At 72.1% G+C, this 15,917-nt stretch carries 21 protein-coding genes; 9 read left to right on the forward strand and 12 right to left on the reverse strand.

Going from position 1 to position 15,917, the window contains the following annotated elements:
- Nucleotides 1–7: 7 nt before the first annotated feature.
- From ACZ6TV_RS47555 to ACZ6TV_RS47585, 7 genes are all read right to left on the reverse strand, one after another.
- On the reverse strand, nt 8–331 hold the full coding sequence (locus ACZ6TV_RS47555) for a hypothetical protein (RefSeq protein WP_465306909.1): 324 nt from the start codon (nt 329–331) through the stop codon (nt 8–10).
- A gap of 118 nt (nt 332–449) precedes the next feature.
- The gene (locus ACZ6TV_RS47560; RefSeq protein ID WP_465306911.1) at nt 450–698 is read right to left on the reverse strand and encodes an STAS domain-containing protein; all 249 of its coding nucleotides are present in this window, start codon (nt 696–698) and stop codon (nt 450–452) included.
- A 132-nt stretch (nt 699–830) separates the two neighbouring features.
- Nucleotides 831–1,055, reverse strand: coding sequence for a hypothetical protein (locus ACZ6TV_RS47565; protein WP_465306913.1), 225 nt, complete (start codon nt 1,053–1,055; stop codon nt 831–833).
- A 127-nt stretch (nt 1,056–1,182) separates the two neighbouring features.
- Nucleotides 1,183–1,755 carry a GerMN domain-containing protein gene (locus ACZ6TV_RS47570; protein ID WP_465306915.1) on the reverse strand — a complete coding sequence of 191 codons (573 nt, stop codon included), beginning with the start codon at nt 1,753–1,755 and terminating at the stop codon, nt 1,183–1,185.
- Nucleotides 1,752–3,107, reverse strand: coding sequence for a sensor histidine kinase (locus ACZ6TV_RS47575; protein ID WP_465306917.1), 1,356 nt, complete (start codon nt 3,105–3,107; stop codon nt 1,752–1,754). Before ACZ6TV_RS47575 ends, ACZ6TV_RS47570 begins: the two co-directional genes overlap by 4 nt.
- The gene (locus ACZ6TV_RS47580) at nt 3,104–3,778 is read right to left on the reverse strand and encodes a response regulator transcription factor (RefSeq protein ID WP_465306919.1); all 675 of its coding nucleotides are present in this window, start codon (nt 3,776–3,778) and stop codon (nt 3,104–3,106) included. The genes ACZ6TV_RS47575 and ACZ6TV_RS47580 overlap by 4 nt, the downstream gene beginning before the upstream one ends.
- Nucleotides 3,779–3,856: 78 nt before the next feature.
- Complete coding sequence (locus tag ACZ6TV_RS47585; protein WP_465306921.1) at nt 3,857–4,063, reverse strand: hypothetical protein; 207 nt, start codon at nt 4,061–4,063, stop codon at nt 3,857–3,859.
- A 252-nt stretch (nt 4,064–4,315) separates the two neighbouring features.
- On the opposite strand from ACZ6TV_RS47585, the gene ACZ6TV_RS47590 reads away from it, so the two are divergent.
- From ACZ6TV_RS47590 to ACZ6TV_RS47625, 8 genes are all read left to right on the forward strand, one after another.
- Complete coding sequence (locus ACZ6TV_RS47590) at nt 4,316–4,654, forward strand: STAS domain-containing protein (RefSeq protein ID WP_465306923.1); 339 nt, start codon at nt 4,316–4,318, stop codon at nt 4,652–4,654.
- A 174-nt stretch (nt 4,655–4,828) separates the two neighbouring features.
- Nucleotides 4,829–5,119 (forward strand): STAS domain-containing protein, encoded by a 291-nt coding sequence (locus tag ACZ6TV_RS47595; RefSeq protein ID WP_465306925.1) that lies wholly within the window; start codon nt 4,829–4,831, stop codon nt 5,117–5,119.
- A gap of 60 nt (nt 5,120–5,179) precedes the next feature.
- Nucleotides 5,180–6,655 carry an alpha,alpha-trehalose-phosphate synthase (UDP-forming) gene (locus tag ACZ6TV_RS47600; protein WP_465306927.1) on the forward strand — a complete coding sequence of 492 codons (1,476 nt, stop codon included), beginning with the start codon at nt 5,180–5,182 and terminating at the stop codon, nt 6,653–6,655.
- Nucleotides 6,656–6,797: 142 nt separating this feature from the next.
- Nucleotides 6,798–7,304 (forward strand): response regulator, encoded by a 507-nt coding sequence (locus ACZ6TV_RS47605; RefSeq protein ID WP_465306929.1) that lies wholly within the window; start codon nt 6,798–6,800, stop codon nt 7,302–7,304.
- A gap of 181 nt (nt 7,305–7,485) precedes the next feature.
- Nucleotides 7,486–7,764 carry a GlsB/YeaQ/YmgE family stress response membrane protein gene (locus ACZ6TV_RS47610; RefSeq protein ID WP_465306931.1) on the forward strand — a complete coding sequence of 93 codons (279 nt, stop codon included), beginning with the start codon at nt 7,486–7,488 and terminating at the stop codon, nt 7,762–7,764.
- 131 nt (nt 7,765–7,895) lie between these two features.
- Nucleotides 7,896–8,444: a MarR family winged helix-turn-helix transcriptional regulator gene (locus ACZ6TV_RS47615; RefSeq protein ID WP_465306933.1), complete on the forward strand. Its 549-nt coding sequence runs from the start codon at nt 7,896–7,898 to the stop codon at nt 8,442–8,444.
- 12 nt (nt 8,445–8,456) lie between these two features.
- The gene (locus ACZ6TV_RS47620) at nt 8,457–9,446 is read left to right on the forward strand and encodes a GlxA family transcriptional regulator (RefSeq protein WP_465306935.1); all 990 of its coding nucleotides are present in this window, start codon (nt 8,457–8,459) and stop codon (nt 9,444–9,446) included.
- A gap of 90 nt (nt 9,447–9,536) precedes the next feature.
- The gene (locus ACZ6TV_RS47625; RefSeq protein ID WP_465306937.1) at nt 9,537–10,073 is read left to right on the forward strand and encodes a hypothetical protein; all 537 of its coding nucleotides are present in this window, start codon (nt 9,537–9,539) and stop codon (nt 10,071–10,073) included.
- Between the two features lie 13 nt (nt 10,074–10,086).
- On the opposite strand, the gene ACZ6TV_RS47630 is transcribed toward ACZ6TV_RS47625, so the two are convergent.
- A complete protein-coding gene (locus tag ACZ6TV_RS47630) occupies nt 10,087–11,418 on the reverse strand; it encodes an SMI1/KNR4 family protein (RefSeq protein WP_465306939.1) in 1,332 nt (443 codons plus the stop codon).
- A gap of 125 nt (nt 11,419–11,543) precedes the next feature.
- On the opposite strand from ACZ6TV_RS47630, the gene ACZ6TV_RS47635 reads away from it, so the two are divergent.
- Nucleotides 11,544–11,930, forward strand: coding sequence for a BlaI/MecI/CopY family transcriptional regulator (locus ACZ6TV_RS47635; RefSeq protein WP_465306941.1), 387 nt, complete (start codon nt 11,544–11,546; stop codon nt 11,928–11,930).
- Between the two features lie 14 nt (nt 11,931–11,944).
- On the opposite strand, the gene ACZ6TV_RS47640 is transcribed toward ACZ6TV_RS47635, so the two are convergent.
- Genes ACZ6TV_RS47640 through ACZ6TV_RS47655 form a run of 4 tightly spaced genes read right to left on the reverse strand, consistent with a single transcriptional unit; the run spans nt 11,945 to nt 15,840 of the window.
- Nucleotides 11,945–12,883 carry a M56 family metallopeptidase gene (locus ACZ6TV_RS47640; RefSeq protein WP_465306943.1) on the reverse strand — a complete coding sequence of 313 codons (939 nt, stop codon included), beginning with the start codon at nt 12,881–12,883 and terminating at the stop codon, nt 11,945–11,947.
- 25 nt (nt 12,884–12,908) lie between these two features.
- On the reverse strand, nt 12,909–13,751 hold the full coding sequence (locus ACZ6TV_RS47645; protein WP_465306945.1) for an ABC transporter ATP-binding protein: 843 nt from the start codon (nt 13,749–13,751) through the stop codon (nt 12,909–12,911).
- Nucleotides 13,752–13,765: 14 nt separating this feature from the next.
- Nucleotides 13,766–14,821, reverse strand: coding sequence for a FecCD family ABC transporter permease (locus tag ACZ6TV_RS47650; protein WP_465306947.1), 1,056 nt, complete (start codon nt 14,819–14,821; stop codon nt 13,766–13,768).
- The gene (locus ACZ6TV_RS47655; protein ID WP_465306949.1) at nt 14,818–15,840 is read right to left on the reverse strand and encodes a FecCD family ABC transporter permease; all 1,023 of its coding nucleotides are present in this window, start codon (nt 15,838–15,840) and stop codon (nt 14,818–14,820) included. Before ACZ6TV_RS47655 ends, ACZ6TV_RS47650 begins: the two co-directional genes overlap by 4 nt.
- Nucleotides 15,841–15,917: the final 77 nt, after the last annotated feature.

Consider the following 15,917-nt stretch of genomic DNA (forward strand, 5'->3'; position numbering starts at 1 on the left):
TCGTCTATCAGCGGCTGCTACCCACCTCCGCCTCCCCCACCCTCATCCGGCCGGAAACCTGCGACAGAATGCCGAGCCGCTCCTGCGGCGACGTCACCTCGCCGAGGTGGTCGGGTTCCTCGTCGCCCGCGGATCGTCCCGCCAGCCGTACACATCGAGGGCATCCGTGCGGTCCGCCGGTCGCCGGTGCACCGATCCAGCCGTGCCGGCTGAACAGGCTCCAGGCCAATGTCCAGGAATGCAGACTGGCGCCCAGATGATCCACGACCAGCCCGCAGCCGTCGCACACCAGGCTGAAATCCGTGCCGTCCTGGGTGTGCAGCACCGTCATACGAGCCACGTCCTTCCGTCACGGGCGGTCCGCGAACGCCGCCGTTCCGCCCCGCACACGCCATGCTCACCGGAGCGCATGGCGGTGGCCCATCGGAACTGTGACGATCGTGCGACGCTTACCACGACGGCGGACCCGGTGCCGGTGCGGCTTCGTCGGCCGTCTCCGGCAGGGCTGCCGCTCCGGCCAACTGCATCAGGTGCCGTATCCGCGTCGACGGTCCGAGCAATGTCAGCCGCCCGCCGGACTCGCGCAGCCGGCGGTGCAGCTCGACGAGGAGACCGATCCCGGCCGCGTCGACGGACGGGCAGTGGGTGAGGTCGACGCGCAGGTGGATCGGACGCCGGCCCGGCGCGCCGGTGAGCATCGTGAGGTACAGCGCCAGATGCCCAATGTCACGGGGTCCTTGACGACCGCGTCGAACCGTAGCGAACGGACGTCGGTCATGCCGTGACCGGGCTGGGACCGCGCTCGGCGGCGAGGCCGAAGTCGACGACCTTCATCCGGGACGGCGTGAGGATGATGTTGCCCGGACGAGACGGGCCGCGGCACGGGCCTCGACCTGTGCCCGTTCACGGGCACGGGCCGGGCCGGCGAGCTCCGGCAGTAGCATCTTGACCGCGACGGTCCGTTCGAGCCGCACGTCGACGGCCCGCCACACGGACGCCATGCCGCCCGCACCCACCTCGGCGATCAGCCGGTACCGGCCGCCGATCAACGGCATGACGTCGACACCTCCCAAGGTCCTTACCGCCCGGCGCGGCCCCCGCCCGGAGCCGTCACCGCGATCCTCGCCACTCGGCATGGAGGACAACCCTCGGACGTGTGACAGTTGTGCGACGAGACCGGCGTCATGACGGCAGCACGAGGTCGGCGTAGTCGGCGGCCGTGAGATGCCCGTACGCCAGGGACGCGTCAGCGCGTGGCACGCGCAGCGGCTGCCCGTCGTGCAGGAAGGACACGGTCTCGACGTCGGCGCGGCTGGTCAGGGTGCACACGATCTGCCCATAGGCGAGGACCTCGTCGCTGCGACCGCCGCCCTCGGACCGGCTCCCGATCTCGACCGTCGCGTCACCGCCGCGGACCTCCACCATGCCGGTGACCGTGATCCCGGTCAACGCGCTCGTGTAACCGGCCTCCCGCTCGGCCGCCGTCGGGCCGCCCAGCAGATCCCGCAGTTGCTCGTCGATCGCCGGTATCCGCTCTGCCGGACGCCGGACCGCTACCAGGCCGGTGTCACGGACCAGGTACAGCAACTCGATCGGTACACCGGGCGCCGGGCTGGCGGTCTGCGCCACGGACGGAGTGCTCCCCCGACCGCTCACCATGACCGGTCGTGGGTCGTCCTCGGTCGGCACGCCGCAACCGGCCAGCACGACCGCCGACACCAGCGCGACGACAAGGCCTCGAACCGTTGCGGTCATCGCGACTCCCCGAGCAGTTCGACCCGGAATCGCGCGCCGCCGCCGGGCCGGTCCAGCGCCGCGGCCCGGCCGCCGTGCGCGGTGGCGTGCTGCGCGACCAGTGCCAGGCCCAGGCCCGTGCCGTCGTCGTCGGTGCGGGCGCCGGCCGCGCGCCCCCGGACGAACCGATCAAAGATCGTCGCCTTGTCCTCCGCGCTCACACCGGGACCTTCGTCGTCGACCTCGATGAACCACACACCTTCGCTCGCGCCGACCCGCACGGCGGTGGCGCCTCCGCCGTACCGCGCGGCGTTGTCCAGCAGGTTGCCGATGATCTGTTCGATGCGCCGGCCGTCCACCAGCCACACGTGCGGTGGGTCACCGACTGCCTCGACGAGGTCCGGCGACAGTTGGCGTACCTGGCAGGCACGCTGCGCGACCGCGACGACGTCGACCTCGTCGCGTTGGGCCGGCTGGTCGCTCTTCGCCAGTTCCAGCAGGTCGTCGACGAGGGACGTGAACCGGTCGACCTCCTCGACGATCAGCCCGACCGCCAGCGCGGTGCGCTGGTCGAGGTGGTCGCGCCGGCGGGCCAGGACGCTGGCGGACGCGGCGAGCGTCTGCAGTGGCGAGCGCAGCTCATGGCTGACGTCCGCGGCGAACCTCCGGTCCTGCTCCAGCCGCTGCGCCAGCCGGTCGACCATGTCGTTGAACGAGGTGGTGAGCTGGGCGAGATCGGGTTCGACGGCGGGATCGAGCCGGGTGTGCAGGTCGCCGGCGGCGATCTCCTTGGCCGCGCCGGCCACCGACCGTAGCGGCCGGGCCACGTAGCGGGCGGCGTACCAGCCGAGTCCGGCACCCGCACCGGCGGTGAGCGCCGCCACGACCGTGAGCACCCAACTCAGCGTCCGCAACGTCTGGTCCAGCTCACGGAACAGGTCGACCTCGTACAGCGCCACCGTGTCCGTCAGCGGCACACCGACCACGATTGCGGGAACGCCGTTGACCCGGACGAGCTGCTTGCCCGCCTGCCCTTGCTGGACGAGGCGTTGCAGGCTCTGCGGCACCGCCTCCGTGGTGCCGTCGTCGGCGGCGCGGCCGAACCAACCGCCGTCGCGGTACAGCATCGCCCGCCGGTTTCCGCCGGTGTCCAGGGAGCGCAGCAGGTCGGCGACGTCGACCCGGTCGGTGAGGACGCCCTCGCGCAGGATCCGTGCGTCGTACGACGCCGCGCGCACCGACACCCGCTCCCGCCCCTCCAGCAGGTAGCGCCGGGTCGCCTGGTACGTCGCGAACGCCATCGACGCCGACAGCAGCAGCGCGCCGACGGCGAATCCGCCGACCACTCGTGTCCGAAGTCCCGCGCGTCTCATCGTTGCAGCTTGTAGCCCATGCCGCGGACCGTGACGAGGCGCTGCGGCGTCCGCGGATCGTGCTCGATCTTCTGCCGCAGCCGCCCGATGTGGACGTCGACGAGGCGCTCGTCACCGATCTCGTACTCCCAGACCCGCTGCAGCAGCTGCTGGCGCGACAACACGAGGCCGGGATGCTCGGCGAGCTCGCACAACAACCGGAACTCGGTGCGGGTCAACGCGACCGGCGCACCCTGCACCCGCACCTCGCCGGCCTCGGGCATGATCGCGAGGTCGCCGAACACCAGCGCCGGCGCGGCGGCGGACACGGCACGCCCGCGACGCCGCAATGCCCGCAACCGCGCGGAGAGCTCCTTCACCGCCACCGGCTTGACCAGGTAGTCGTCGGCGCCGGCCTCGAGCGCGGCGACGATGTCGTGCGTGTCGTCGCGGGCGCTCACCACGACGATCGGCACGTCGTCGCGGCGGCGCATCTCCCGCACGCAGTCGAAACCGTCCATCCCCGGCAGCATGAGATCGACCAGGACGGTGTCCGCGGGCTCGGCCCGCTGCGCCTCCAGGCCCTCCTCCGCGCTCGCGGCGGTGCGGACCACGTAACCCTCATCCTCCAGGGCGAGTGCCAGCGACAGCCGGATCCGGTCGTCGTCCTCGATCACCAGTACGCCTGTCACCATCGCATCATGTCTCCCGCCGGTGTGCGCCCGTGCGTAGGACCAGCGAGTGCGGCGCATTGCCACCCGATTCTCACGTCAGCCTCCGCTGCGGTCGTCGATCGCCGGGCCGGCCGGACGCAGGACGGGCTGCGGCCTGCGGTGCCGCGGCAGATAGCCAGGTGGCCGGTCGGTGGCGTGCAGGACCTCCTCCGGCCCTGCTGCCCGCACAGGGGGCGCGTCCAACGCGCCGGTCACGACGATCTCCACGACGGGATCCGCCCCGGGCGATGTGACGGTCTGCATGCGGCTCCTCCAACGGCAGTGGCGCCCGTACCGGTTCCGATCCGAATGCGTGCGGGTCGGCCGTCGACGGGTTCCGGATGATGTCCGGTACCTGCACCACCCTGTGCCGCTGATGTGGAGAAGTCCCAGCGGGAGTGTGACGGTTCCATGACGTGTCCGGCCTCGGAAGATGTCACGCGATTGTCACAGGGTCGAGGACTGCTCGCCGAACCGGGCGGTGACGCTGACAGCACGACCCTGGAGGGAGACGACATGCAGCCGATAGCACAGACACCGTCGATGCGGCTGGTCGAGGTGCTGGTCACCGAACCGCTCGACGCCACCGCAGCGCCCCGCGTCCGGGCGCTGCTCGATGACGCCGCCGCGTTACGGCCGGCAGACCTCGTGGTCGACATGACCGCCTGCGCGTACGTCGAGGCCGCGGGCATCGAAATGCTCGTCGACGTGCACCGCAAGGTATGGCTCGACGGCGGACGGCTCACGCTTCGCGGTCTTTCGCCGAAGGTCGCCCGGACCATGCGACTCGCCCGGGTCGACCGGGTCCTGCACGTCACCGGCGCCGCGGCCGGGCCGCCGGAGGCTTCGTCATAGGACTGTCATCCATTCGCGGGACGGTCGCCATGTGCCGCGCGCAGGGTGGACCCTTGTCCACAAGATCCGATGGGGGTCACGATTGCCAGCGTCGCTCAGTCTCGACAGCAAAGACTTCACCCTCGCCTGTGACGGCCGCCTGTTCACGCAGCGGCAGGATCGGGCCGATGCGCGGTGAACTTCTCCGTCAGCACCAGCATCGAGCACAGCGGAGCGGTGGTCATCACCGTCCGCGGCGCCGTGGAACACACCACCATCGGGTCCCTGTGCGACACGATCAACCACATCGTCGACCAGCAGCGACCCGCACGCGTGAGCATCGACCTGCAATCGGTCACCTACATCGACACCGCAACGGTCGGTGCGCTCGACGCATGCCGTCGCAGCGCCCGCAACGGCGGGACCGACGTGGTGCTGCGCAACGCCAGCGCCGCCGTCGACCGGACACTGCGAATGTCCGCCTGACCGCACCCGTGCCGCTTGAGCACCGTGTGGCCCTCCCCGAGACAAGGAACTGACCAATCGATGCCGGCTGCGGCCAAGCACGACTTCGTCGTCGTGACCGAACACCTGCCGGCCGACCCGATCCTGGACGGGCACGAACTGGTGCGGTGGCGGCCGAACCACCGCGGCATGAACGCCGCGCTGCGCCCGATCGTCACCCGCCGCCACGGCACCTGGATCGGCTGGCACGGCCTCGACGACCGCGAGGTCGGCCAGTTCGGATGGGCCGGCATCAGCCTGCGACCGGTGCCGATGCCGGCCGCGGACGTCACCGACCACCTCGGCGGTCACTGCGGGACCTCGCTGGCACCGCTGTACCACGACGGTGTGGAACCGCCGCGGTTCGACCGCCGTTGGCGTCAGGCGTACCGGCGGGTGAACGACCGCTACAGCCACGCCGTCGCCGGCATCGCCGCACCGGGTGCGACCGTCTGGGTGCACGACTACCACCTCCAGCTCGTCCCCGCGATGCTGCGCGTGCTGCGGCCGGACCTGCTGATCGGCTTCTTCCTGCACGTACCGTTCCCACCGGTCGAGCTGTTCGAGAAGCTGCCGCAGCGGGCCGAGATCCTCGGCGGGTTGCTCGGCGCGGACCTGGTCGGTTTCCAGAGCCGGCGGTCCTCGGCCAACTTCTGCCAGGCGGTCACGGAGTTCGGTGAATACCGGATGGACGCCGACGTGGTGCACCCCGACGGCCGCCGGGTATCGATCGGCGTGTTCCCCGCCTCCATCGACGCCGCCGACTTCGAACGGCGGGCCCGGGATCCGCAGACCCGGCGCCGGTCCGTCGAGATCCGCGCCGAACTTGGCCGGCCGCGCACGATCCTGCTTGCCGTCGACCACCTCGGACCGGCGAACGGCATCGAACAACGCCTCGACGCCTACCACGAACTGCTCGCCGACGGACGCCTCGACCCGACCACCACGCTGCTCATCCAGGTCGCCGTGCCGGGCCGGCAACACGGCCTGGACCGGCCGGACGCGTGGAGCCGGGTCGAACGGAAGGTCGCCCAGATCAACGGCCTGTACAGCTGGATCACCCGACCGGCGGTGCATTTCCTGCACCAGGCGCTGGACCCACGCGAGCTCGTCGCGTTCTACCTGGCCGCCGACGTCATGCTCGCCACACCGCTGCGCGCCGGCATGAGCGTCAACGCGAACGAGTACGTGGCCTGCCGCACCGACAACACCGGCACGCTCGTGCTGAGCGAAGGGTCGGGCACCGCCGCCGGATTCCCCGAGGCGATGACCGTCAACCCGTTCGACGTCGACGCCCTGAAGGCCACCATCCTCAGTGCGATCGAGCCCGGCGACCCGGGCAGGCGCCGCATCGCGATGCGTGCCATGCGGCGGCGGCTCCACGAATACGACGCGCACCGGTGGGCCGCCCGATACCTCGACGCGCTCAACGACACCGCGACGCGTCCATCGCCAGCCGCCGCCACCGTCGACGGCGCGGCACCGCTGCCGACGTCCGGCGGGTCGCGGCTTCGGTAAGCGCAGCACCGGGCGGGCGATGCCCTATGCTGTGCAGAATATTGTGTGGATGCAATAGTTGTCCCTGGCCTGCCAGGGTCAGGTGTGCCGGGACGTCAGGTCGGCGACGGCAGATTGCCGCCAAGCCGAGGGAGTGACACCAGTGACACGGGACCCGATGCGCGCCGACGTCGACGACCCGATGGACCCGGGCACGTCGCTGCCGCTGGCCCGGATCCTCCTGGTGGAGGACGACCCCGGCGACGTCGCGTACACCCTCGACGAGTTCCGCGAGCACCGGCTGCGCAACGAGGTGACCGTGCTCGGCAACGGCCGGGACGCCCTGGACTACCTGGCCCGGCGCGGCGTGCACCAGGATGCCCCGACTCCGGATGTGCTGTTGCTGGACCTGAATCTGCCCGGCGTCGACGGCCGGGTGGTGCTCGACCAGGTGATCAACGATCCACGGCTGGCGCAGTTGTACGTCGTCGTCCTGACCGCGTCCGCCGTCGAGGAGCAGATGCTGCGGGACTTCGGCCTGCCCGCCGAGCGCTTCTTCCGCAAGCCGGTCGACTTCGCGCAGCTGGTCGGTCTGATCCGCGCGGTGCAACGGTTGTCGATCGTCGTCGAGCGACGCGACCCGCCGGCCGGCTCCCTGGCGCGGCGATAGGCCGGCGACCCACTGCCGACTTCCGTCCGGCCTGGTAGCCAGGTGGACAGGGGCAGGCGTCATCCCGGCCGGTGTCCGCCCGCAACCACGCTGCCGGCAGAACAAGCGGCACGGGATCGGACTGGTCGGCGCAACGCTGGGCACAGGTAGGGGTAGCCGAATCAATCCCGAGGGAGGAACCGTGACCATCTCCGGCATCATCACCGCGTTGATCGTGGGTATCATCGTCGGCACGCTCGGCCGGCTGGTTGTCCCCGGCAGGCAGAACATCTCCATCTGGATGACCTGGATCGTCGGCATCATCGCCGCCCTGATCGGCACGGTCATCGCCCGGGCGGTGGGGGTGAACACGTCCGGATTCAGCTGGCTGGAGCTGCTGATCCAGGTGGTGCTGGCCGCCGTCGGCGTGGCCATCGTGGCCGGCACCTTCGGGCGCCGGAACCGTCACGCGGTCAGATAGCCACAGCGGTTCGTGATCACGGCCGCGCCGTCATCACGTCCTGAACCGGCGAACTGGTGCCGTGCCGACACCGGCACGGCACCGTACCTCCGGTGCCGCCGGGACATTCGCCCCCGTGCCACCATTGTCGGATGGCACGACCTGCTGCTCCCCCCGACGAGGCCGACGACGAGCTCGTCGACGCGCTGCTGTCGGTCAGCCGGGCGATGGTCGCCCTCGCTGCCCGCAACCTCAGCACGCTCGATGCCGACGTGACGCTGCAGCAGTACCGGACACTGGTCATCCTGGCCTCCGGCGGCCCGCAACGCAGCGTCGACCTCGCCCGCCAGCTCAACGTCGCGCCGTCGACCGTGACAAGGATGTGCGACCGGCTGGTACGGCGGGGTTTGATCCAGCGTCTGCACCGGGAGGACGACCGGCGCCCGGTCTGGCACTGCCTGACCGAATCCGGCAAGGACCTCATCGGCGCGGTGATGCTCGCGCGGCGCAAACAGCTCGAGGACCTGGTCCGGGCGACCGACCTGACCGCCTCGAAACGCACCGTGGCGACCATGCGCGCGTTCGCGGCCGCGACCGGCGAAGTGCCCGACTCGCAGTGGTGGAAGCTGTGGGCCGATTCGGCGACGCCCGCCCCCGGGACCTGGCCCGCCCAGCCGCCGAAGCGTTCCGGGTCGATCTGACACGATAGGCGCATGGCGGACTCATCGAGCGGCGACGCTGCGCGGCGGGTCGTCGTCGTCGGGTACGACGGCTCCGAGCTGCTCGACATCGCCTGTGTCACCTCCACGCTCGACATGGCGGTCCGCATCGCCGGGCGGACGCTGTACCGCACGGAGGTCATCTCTCCGAACGGGCAGGCGATCCGGTGCGACTCCGGACTGGAGCTGCACAGCAACGGGTCGCTGCAGCGGGCGACCGGGCCGATCGACACCCTGGTCGTGTCCGGCGGCCGGGGCCACGAGACCGCCGCCGAGGACCAGGCGATCGTCGCGCACGTGCGGCGGCTGGCCGCACTCTCCCGGCGGGTCGCCTCGGTCTGCACCGGCGCCACGGTGCTCGCGGCCGCCGGGCTGCTCGACGGCCGGCGGGCGACCACGCACTGGCACTACGCCGACGCGCTCGCCCGGCAGTACCCCTCCGTGCACGTCGACGCCCGGCCGATCTTCATCCGTGACGGGCGCGTCGCCACGTCGGCCGGCGTCACCAGCGCCCTGGACCTGACGCTGGCGCTGGTGACCGAGGACTGCGGGCCCGACCTCGCGCGTGCCGTCGCGCAGGGCCTCGTCACCTACCTGCAGCGGCCGGGCAACCAGGCGCAGATGAGCGTGTTCACCGCACCCGACCCGGATCACGTGCTGGTCCGCCGGGCCGTCGCGTACATCACCGCGCACCTGGCGACCACGCTCGGCACCGCGGTGCTGGCCAAGCACTGCGGGGTGAGCACCCGGCAGCTGCACCGGCTGTTCGTCGAGCACCTCGGCATGCCACCCGGCCAGTTCGTGCGCCGCACCCGGCTGGACACCTCCGCCCGGCTGCTGGCCACGACCGGCCATCCGATCGGCATCGTCGCCCGGTGGTGCGGGTTCACGTCGCTGGAGACGTTCCGGCAGGCGTTCGTCGCGCAGTACGGGGTGCCGCCGACGCAGTACCGGGCGGTGACCGCGGCGCTCGCCGCCTCCTGACCCAGGGTTCCGTGCCGGGAGTGCCAGGATTTCTGCCGCGGTGTCAGGTGCGCCTGTCCACCGGTGCGCGGCGCGACGACAGTGATCGGCATGGAAACCGTTCGTACCCTGACCCGTCGCTGGCCGGCCGCCGCCGGGCTGGCCATCGCGGTCGCCGCGCTGTTCACTGTCGCTGACCGGGACACCGTGGTCACCTGCGTGTGGGTCGCCAGCCTGTGCTACCTCGCGGCCGCCGCGCTGCACCGGCCGTGGATGGCGTGGGTGGCCGTGCCCGCGGGCAGCGTCGTCGTCACCGTCGGAGAGCTCACCGGCGTCGGCCGGTGGATCCTGCTGGGCGTCACCGCGGCGGTCCTCGTCGTCGTCGCCCTGATCATCGGCGTCCCGCGCCGCCCGCTGCTCGCACAGAGCGCCGCCGCCGTCGTGTACGGGGGTCTCGCGCTCGCGGCGCTGGCGCTCGGCCCGGACGCCGGCGTGGTCGTGGCCGGGCTCGTCCTGGCCGCGCACGCCGGGTGGGACGCCGTGCACCATCACCGCAAGGCGGTCGTGTCCCCTTCGCTGGCGGAAGCGTGCATGGCGCTGGACCTGCCGCTCGGCCTCGGACTGGTCGTCCTCGGCCTGGCCGCGTGACCCGGACCGGCGGTCAGAGCTGCACCGGAACGTCGATGACCTGGATCGGCTCCTGTTTCCACGCCGCGAGCAGACCGTTGACCACCTCGACCGTGTCCGTCCAGCCGGCACGGCCACTCAGACCGGCGGCGAGCAGGGTCGACGGGACCCGCCCGGCGCGCAGCAGCTGTTGCCAGCCCGCGACGTCGAGCCGCAGGTATTCCAGCGCGGGCAGTCCGGTGACGGCGGAAAGGTCGGCGACGACGGCGGACTCGGTGATCAGGGTCCGCAGCCGGTGACCGGACAGCGACGACAGGTCGGCGGGCGCGGCCGCGGCGCTGATGTACAGCACCTCCGTCGTCGGCTGGACGTCGGCGAGCGTCTTGCCGCTGCGGGATCCGACCCGCACCAGCAGGTCGCCTTCCGGACCCAGCTTCGCCAGGGTGGTGGGCCGCTCGGTGAGCACCTCGGTCAGCGAGGGCGCCAGCCAGCGGGCGCCGGACGACATCTCGTGGTCCACGAACAGCACCTGCCCGAACGTCCCCTGCGGCCCGGGGGCGAGGTCGACGACGTACAGGTTGCCGCCGCCGTCCTCGCCGACCACGAACCACGCCGGTGAGGCCGCCAGCTGCTGCGTCCGGCCGTGCGGATCGGGCGCGACGACCTCGGTCGCGCCGTACCTCCAGGACAGGTACCGGGCCTGCGGCTCCAGGTAGGCGCGGGCGGCGGCGTCGGCCAGCGGCACGATCCGCAAGCCCTGGAAAAGCGTCCGGTCGGCGGGCTGCAGGACCACAGTGCCCTCGGCCGCGGCGAGGTAGAGCGCCCGGACGTCATCGGGCAGCGCGACACCGAGGTCCGCCTCCGCCGCGGCCAGCTCCGACGGGTCGGCCGGCCGCGCGTCCGGCAGCCCCTGCCGGACCAGCGCGGTGACCGTGGCCGCGTCGGCGCCGCCGGAGACGGCCACGTCGTAGCGGACCGGCACGCGGCGGTACGGCTCCGGATGCGCTCCGGCGACCAGGTGCACGTCCTCCAGCAGATCGCTGCCCATCCCGAACGAAACCTGCGGCGTGCTGGGGACGATGCTCACCACCGACGCCCCGGAACGGGTCGTGACGCCGCGCACCGCGACGATCTGCCCGCCGGTCAGGCCGCGCAGCGATCTGAGCATGTCCGTCGGCCGCTCACCCCGCTCCTGCGCCAGCCCGAGGACGCCGGGGTCGCCGTCGTAGGCGATCGAACCGCCGATCGCGCTCCGCGACACCGTGCCGCGGAACTCGACCTCCCCTACCTCGGGGGGCATGCTGTTACGCAGCGCGGTCACGAACGGACGCCACGCATCGGGCCGGAACAACATTGCGTCGATCATCGCCTGATCGTAGGCGGCGGCCGGACAAGCGGCGCGGCAACAACACAAGCGGGCCCGGCCCGAACGGATCACCGCTGTGACAGCGTTCATCATGGCATTGGTGCTGATGGGGGTACGCTCTCAGCGTGTCGGCGGAAGATCAGCATCCGGGTCGCCGGCGACCCGGGGAGCTCGAAGCGGCGATCCTCCGCGTCCTGGTCGGCGCCGACCGTCCGTTGACGGCGCGTGAGGTCCTGGACCGCTTTCCCGACGGGCCGGGCCTGGCCTACAGCACCGTCGTGACGATCCTGACCCGGATGTACGAGAAGGAGATGGTCGCCCGGTATCGGGAGGGCCGCTCGTTCCGGTACGCGCCGCTCACCGACGGCGCGTCACTGACGGCGGTACGGATGACCGCCCTGCTGGACACCGAGCACGACCACGCGATGGTGCTGCGGCGCTTCGTCGACGCGTTGCGGCCCGGCGACGAGGATCTGCTCCGCCGGCTGCTGCGCGACTCCGAGCCGCACTGACGGCGTCCGTCAGGTCATCGGCGTTCGAGCCGTGCGGCGTGCAGCAGCTCGCCGAGGTCGTAGACGCACTCCCCCGTCCAGAACATCGAGCCGACCGCGACCGCCGCGGGCGCGACGGCCAGCAGGGCCGATCGCCGGCTGCGTGGGGCGATCAGGGAGGCGACGCGCCGCGGGACCGTCCCCGCCTGCCGCACGTCGCGGTCGGTAGGTGCCATCCGGAGGCCGACCGCGCGCCTCGGGCCGGTGCTGACCAGGGCCGCCGCGGCGATGGCCCGGGCCACCGCCGTCCGGTCGCCGAGCGCGGTCGCCGCGTGCTCGTCGGCGGCCCGCTCGACCAGGTGGTCCATGCGCCGGGCCAGCCACCAGAACACCGGGTGGACCGCGGCCGAGAGCCGCACGACCTGCACGAGCCGGTGGTGTCGCCGCGTCAGGTGGGCGCGTTCGTGGGCGAGGAGCGCGGCGAACTGGGTGTCGTCCAGGGCTTCGCGCATGCCGGCGGTGACGACGATGCGGCCGACGGCACCGGCGGGGACCGAGAAGGCCTCCGGTCGTGGGTCGTCGAGGATCGTCAGCTGGCCGTCCTCGGTGGGCAGGTCCGCGAAGCGGCGCGCGAAGGCGAGGTCGCGGCGGTACGCCCGCCAGGTCCACGCCATCCCGGCGAAGGCGGTCAGCAGCATGGTCAGCGACAGCCAGGAGACCCAGGGCACGTGTGCCGTGTCGGCGCGGACGAACTCGTCGGAGACCCCGAGCAGGGCCGCCACCACGGGCAGTTCGGCGAGGGCCTTCAACGCGAACATGGTCAGGTTGATCATGCAGGCGAGTGCGGTGCTCGCCATGGAGGCGACGAAGAAGAGCAGGGCGGCGTCGGGCCGCAGCCGGTCGGCGAGGAACCGGATCGCCACGGCGACGGCGACCGGACACACTGCCACCGACCAGATGAAGTGGTCGAACACGACCGGGTCCTCCCCAGGATCTTGGTCAATTTCCCGTGGTACGGCGGCGCGGATCGCCCGGACGCGCGACCGGCACCACGATCGGGGTGCCGACCTCCGGATCGGCGATGATCCGGCAGTCCAGGCCGAACACCTCGGCGATGAGGGCCTCGGTGACGATGCTCGACGGGTCGCCGTGCGCGACGATCCGGCCGTCGCGCATCACGACGAGGTTGGTGGCGTAGCGGCAGGCCTGGTTGATGTCGTGCAGGACGACGGCGAGCGTCGTGCCCTGCTCGTGCAGGTCCGCGCACAGGTTGAGCACCTCGACCTGGTGGGCGATGTCGAGGAAGGTGGTCGGCTCGTCCAGCAGCAGGATCGAGGTCTCCTGGGCGAGGACCATGGCCAGCCACACGCGCTGCCGCTGCCCGCCGGACAGTTCGTCCACGACGCGGTGCGCGAGCTCGCCGACGCCGGTACGAGCCATCGCGGCGGCGACGACCCGCTGGTCGTGCGGGGACCACTGGCGCAGCATGCTCTGGTGCGGGTAGCGGCCACGGGCGACCAGGTCCCCGACGGTGATGCCGCCCGGCACGAGCGACGTCTGCGGCAGCAGGCCGAGCTCCCGCGCCACGTGCTTGGTGGGATAGCCGGCGATGGCCTGACCGTCGAGCCAGACGCCGCCGGTACGCGGCCGGATGAGCCGGGCGAAGGCCTTCAGCAGGGTGGACTTGCCGCAGGCGTTGGGGCCGATGATGACGGTGAACGAGCCGTCGGGCACGGTCAGGTCGAGGTCGGTGGCCACGACCCGTTCCTCGTAGCCGATCGTCACGCCGCGCGCCTGCAACCGGTCGGCGGGCACGCCCGGCGCCGCGGGCGCTGTCGTCATCGATTTCATCGCCGTCACCATCCTTTGCGCCATTCGCGGCCGAGCAGCCAGATGAGGTAGATCCCGCCGACGGCCGCGGTGGTCACGCCCGCCGGCAGTCGCAACGATCCGAACAGCTGTTGCCCGGCCAGGTCCGCGCCGGCGAGCAGGACCGCGCCGGTGAGAGCGGCGGGCAGCAGCGGCGGGGTGCCGGAGCGCACGAGGCGGACCGCGATCTGCGGCGCGGCGAGGGCGACGAAGGCGATCGGGCCGGCGGCCGCGGTCGCCACGGCGGTGAGGGCCACGCCGCCGAGCAGCAGTCCGAGGCTGACCTTCCCGGACCGCAGGCCGAGCGCGGCGGCGGTGTCCGCGCCGAGCTCCAGCATCGCCAGGCTCCGGCTCATGGCCAGGACGGCCGGCAGCAGCACGGCCAGCGACGCCCACAGCGGCACGACGTGCTCCCAGCTGCGGCCGTTGACGCTGCCGAGCAGCCACAGCTGGGCGATCTGGGCCTCGCGCAGCGATGCCCGGCTGAGCAGGTACGTGTTGACGGAGGTGAGCATGGCGCTGACGCCGATACCGACCAGGATCAGCCGGAACCCGGCGACCCCGCGGCGGTAGGACAGCAGGTAGACCGCCACGGCTGACAGCACGCCGCCGAGCACGGCCGCCGCGGCGACCTCGACCGTGGTGGCGCGCAGCAACAGGATCGCCAGGACGGCGCCGGTGGCCGAGCCGGTGGTGAAGCCGATGACGTCGGGGCTGCCGAGCGGGTTGCGGGTGATGCTCTGGAAGACCGCGCCGGCCGTGCCGAGCGCGGCGCCGACGCCGACGGCGACGAGCAGGCGCGGCAGGCGGAAGCGCTGCACGACGACGTCGAGGCCGGGCGGGCCGCCACCGAAGAGCGCGTCGATGACCTCCGGCACGGTCGCCTCGTAGTCGCCGGTGGTCAGGGTGACGACGCCGATGACGGTCAGCACGGCCAGGAGTGCGAGGCCGACGAACAGCGAGCGGGGGCGCAGCCGGAGGGAGAAGCTGAAGGGTCGCAGGACGACACCGGAGATCGGCCGGGCGCCGGTCTGGGTGCTCACAGCTGGGCGATCCGGGTGCGTCGGCACAGCGCGATGAACACGGGGGCGCCGACCAGCGCCATGATGATGCCGACCTCGAGTTCGCCCGGGGCGACGACGACGCGGCCGAGCACGTCGGCGCCGAGGACGAGGATCGGTGCGAGGACCGCGGAGTACGGCAGGACCCAGGCGTTGTCGGGGCCGGTGATCATCCGGGCGACGTGCGGGACGGTCAGGCCGACGAAGCCGATGGGGCCGGCGGCGGCGGTGGCGGCGCCGCAGAGCAGGGTGACGGCGAGCGCGCCGGCGAGCCGGACGTGCCCGGCGCGGGCACCGAGGGCCCGGCCGGTGTCCTCGCCGAGGGCGAGGACGTTGAGGCCCCGGCCGAGCAGCAGGGCGAGCACGGCACCGGTGAGGATGAACGGTGCCAGTTGCCACAGCACGTCGAAGCCGCGGTTGGCGAGCGAGCCCACGACCCAGAACCGGAACCGGTCGAACGCCTGGCCGTTGAGCAGCAGCACGGCGCTGACGAACGCACCGAGCGCCGCGCTGACGGCGGCACCGGCCACGACGATGCGTTCCGGGGTGGCGGCCCGGCCGCTGGCGCCGAGGGTGTAGACGATCACCGAGGCGGCCATCGCGCCGGCGAAGGCGAACCAGACGTAGCCGGACGGTGCGGTGACGCCGAAGAAGGCGATGCCGGTGACGATGGCGGTGGACGCGCCGATCTCCACGCCCATCAGGCCGGGGTCGGCGAGCGGGTTGCGGGTCAGGGCCTGCATGAGGGCGCCCGCGAGGCCGAGGGCGGCGCCGACGAGGACCGCGAGGATGCCGCGGGGCAGGCGCAGGGCCCGCACGATGTAGGCGTCGTCGCTGCCGTCGTCGCGGCCGAGGGCCTGCCAGACCGTGCCGGCGTCGATGTGCCGGGCCCCGGCGGCCAGGCTCACCGCGAACAGGGCGGCGAGGACCAGTAGGGCGGCGACGAGCCCCAGCAGACGGTGAGGATTTGCCCGGGCGGTGGCGACCTCCGTGCCTGTCACCGCGACCTCCACCACCACTCGCACAACAACCCGGCGACTGAGGTTACCCTAACCTTGCCTTTGGTCGACAGAGTGTC

The sequence above is a fragment of the Dactylosporangium sp. NPDC051087 genome (assembly GCF_055586325.1).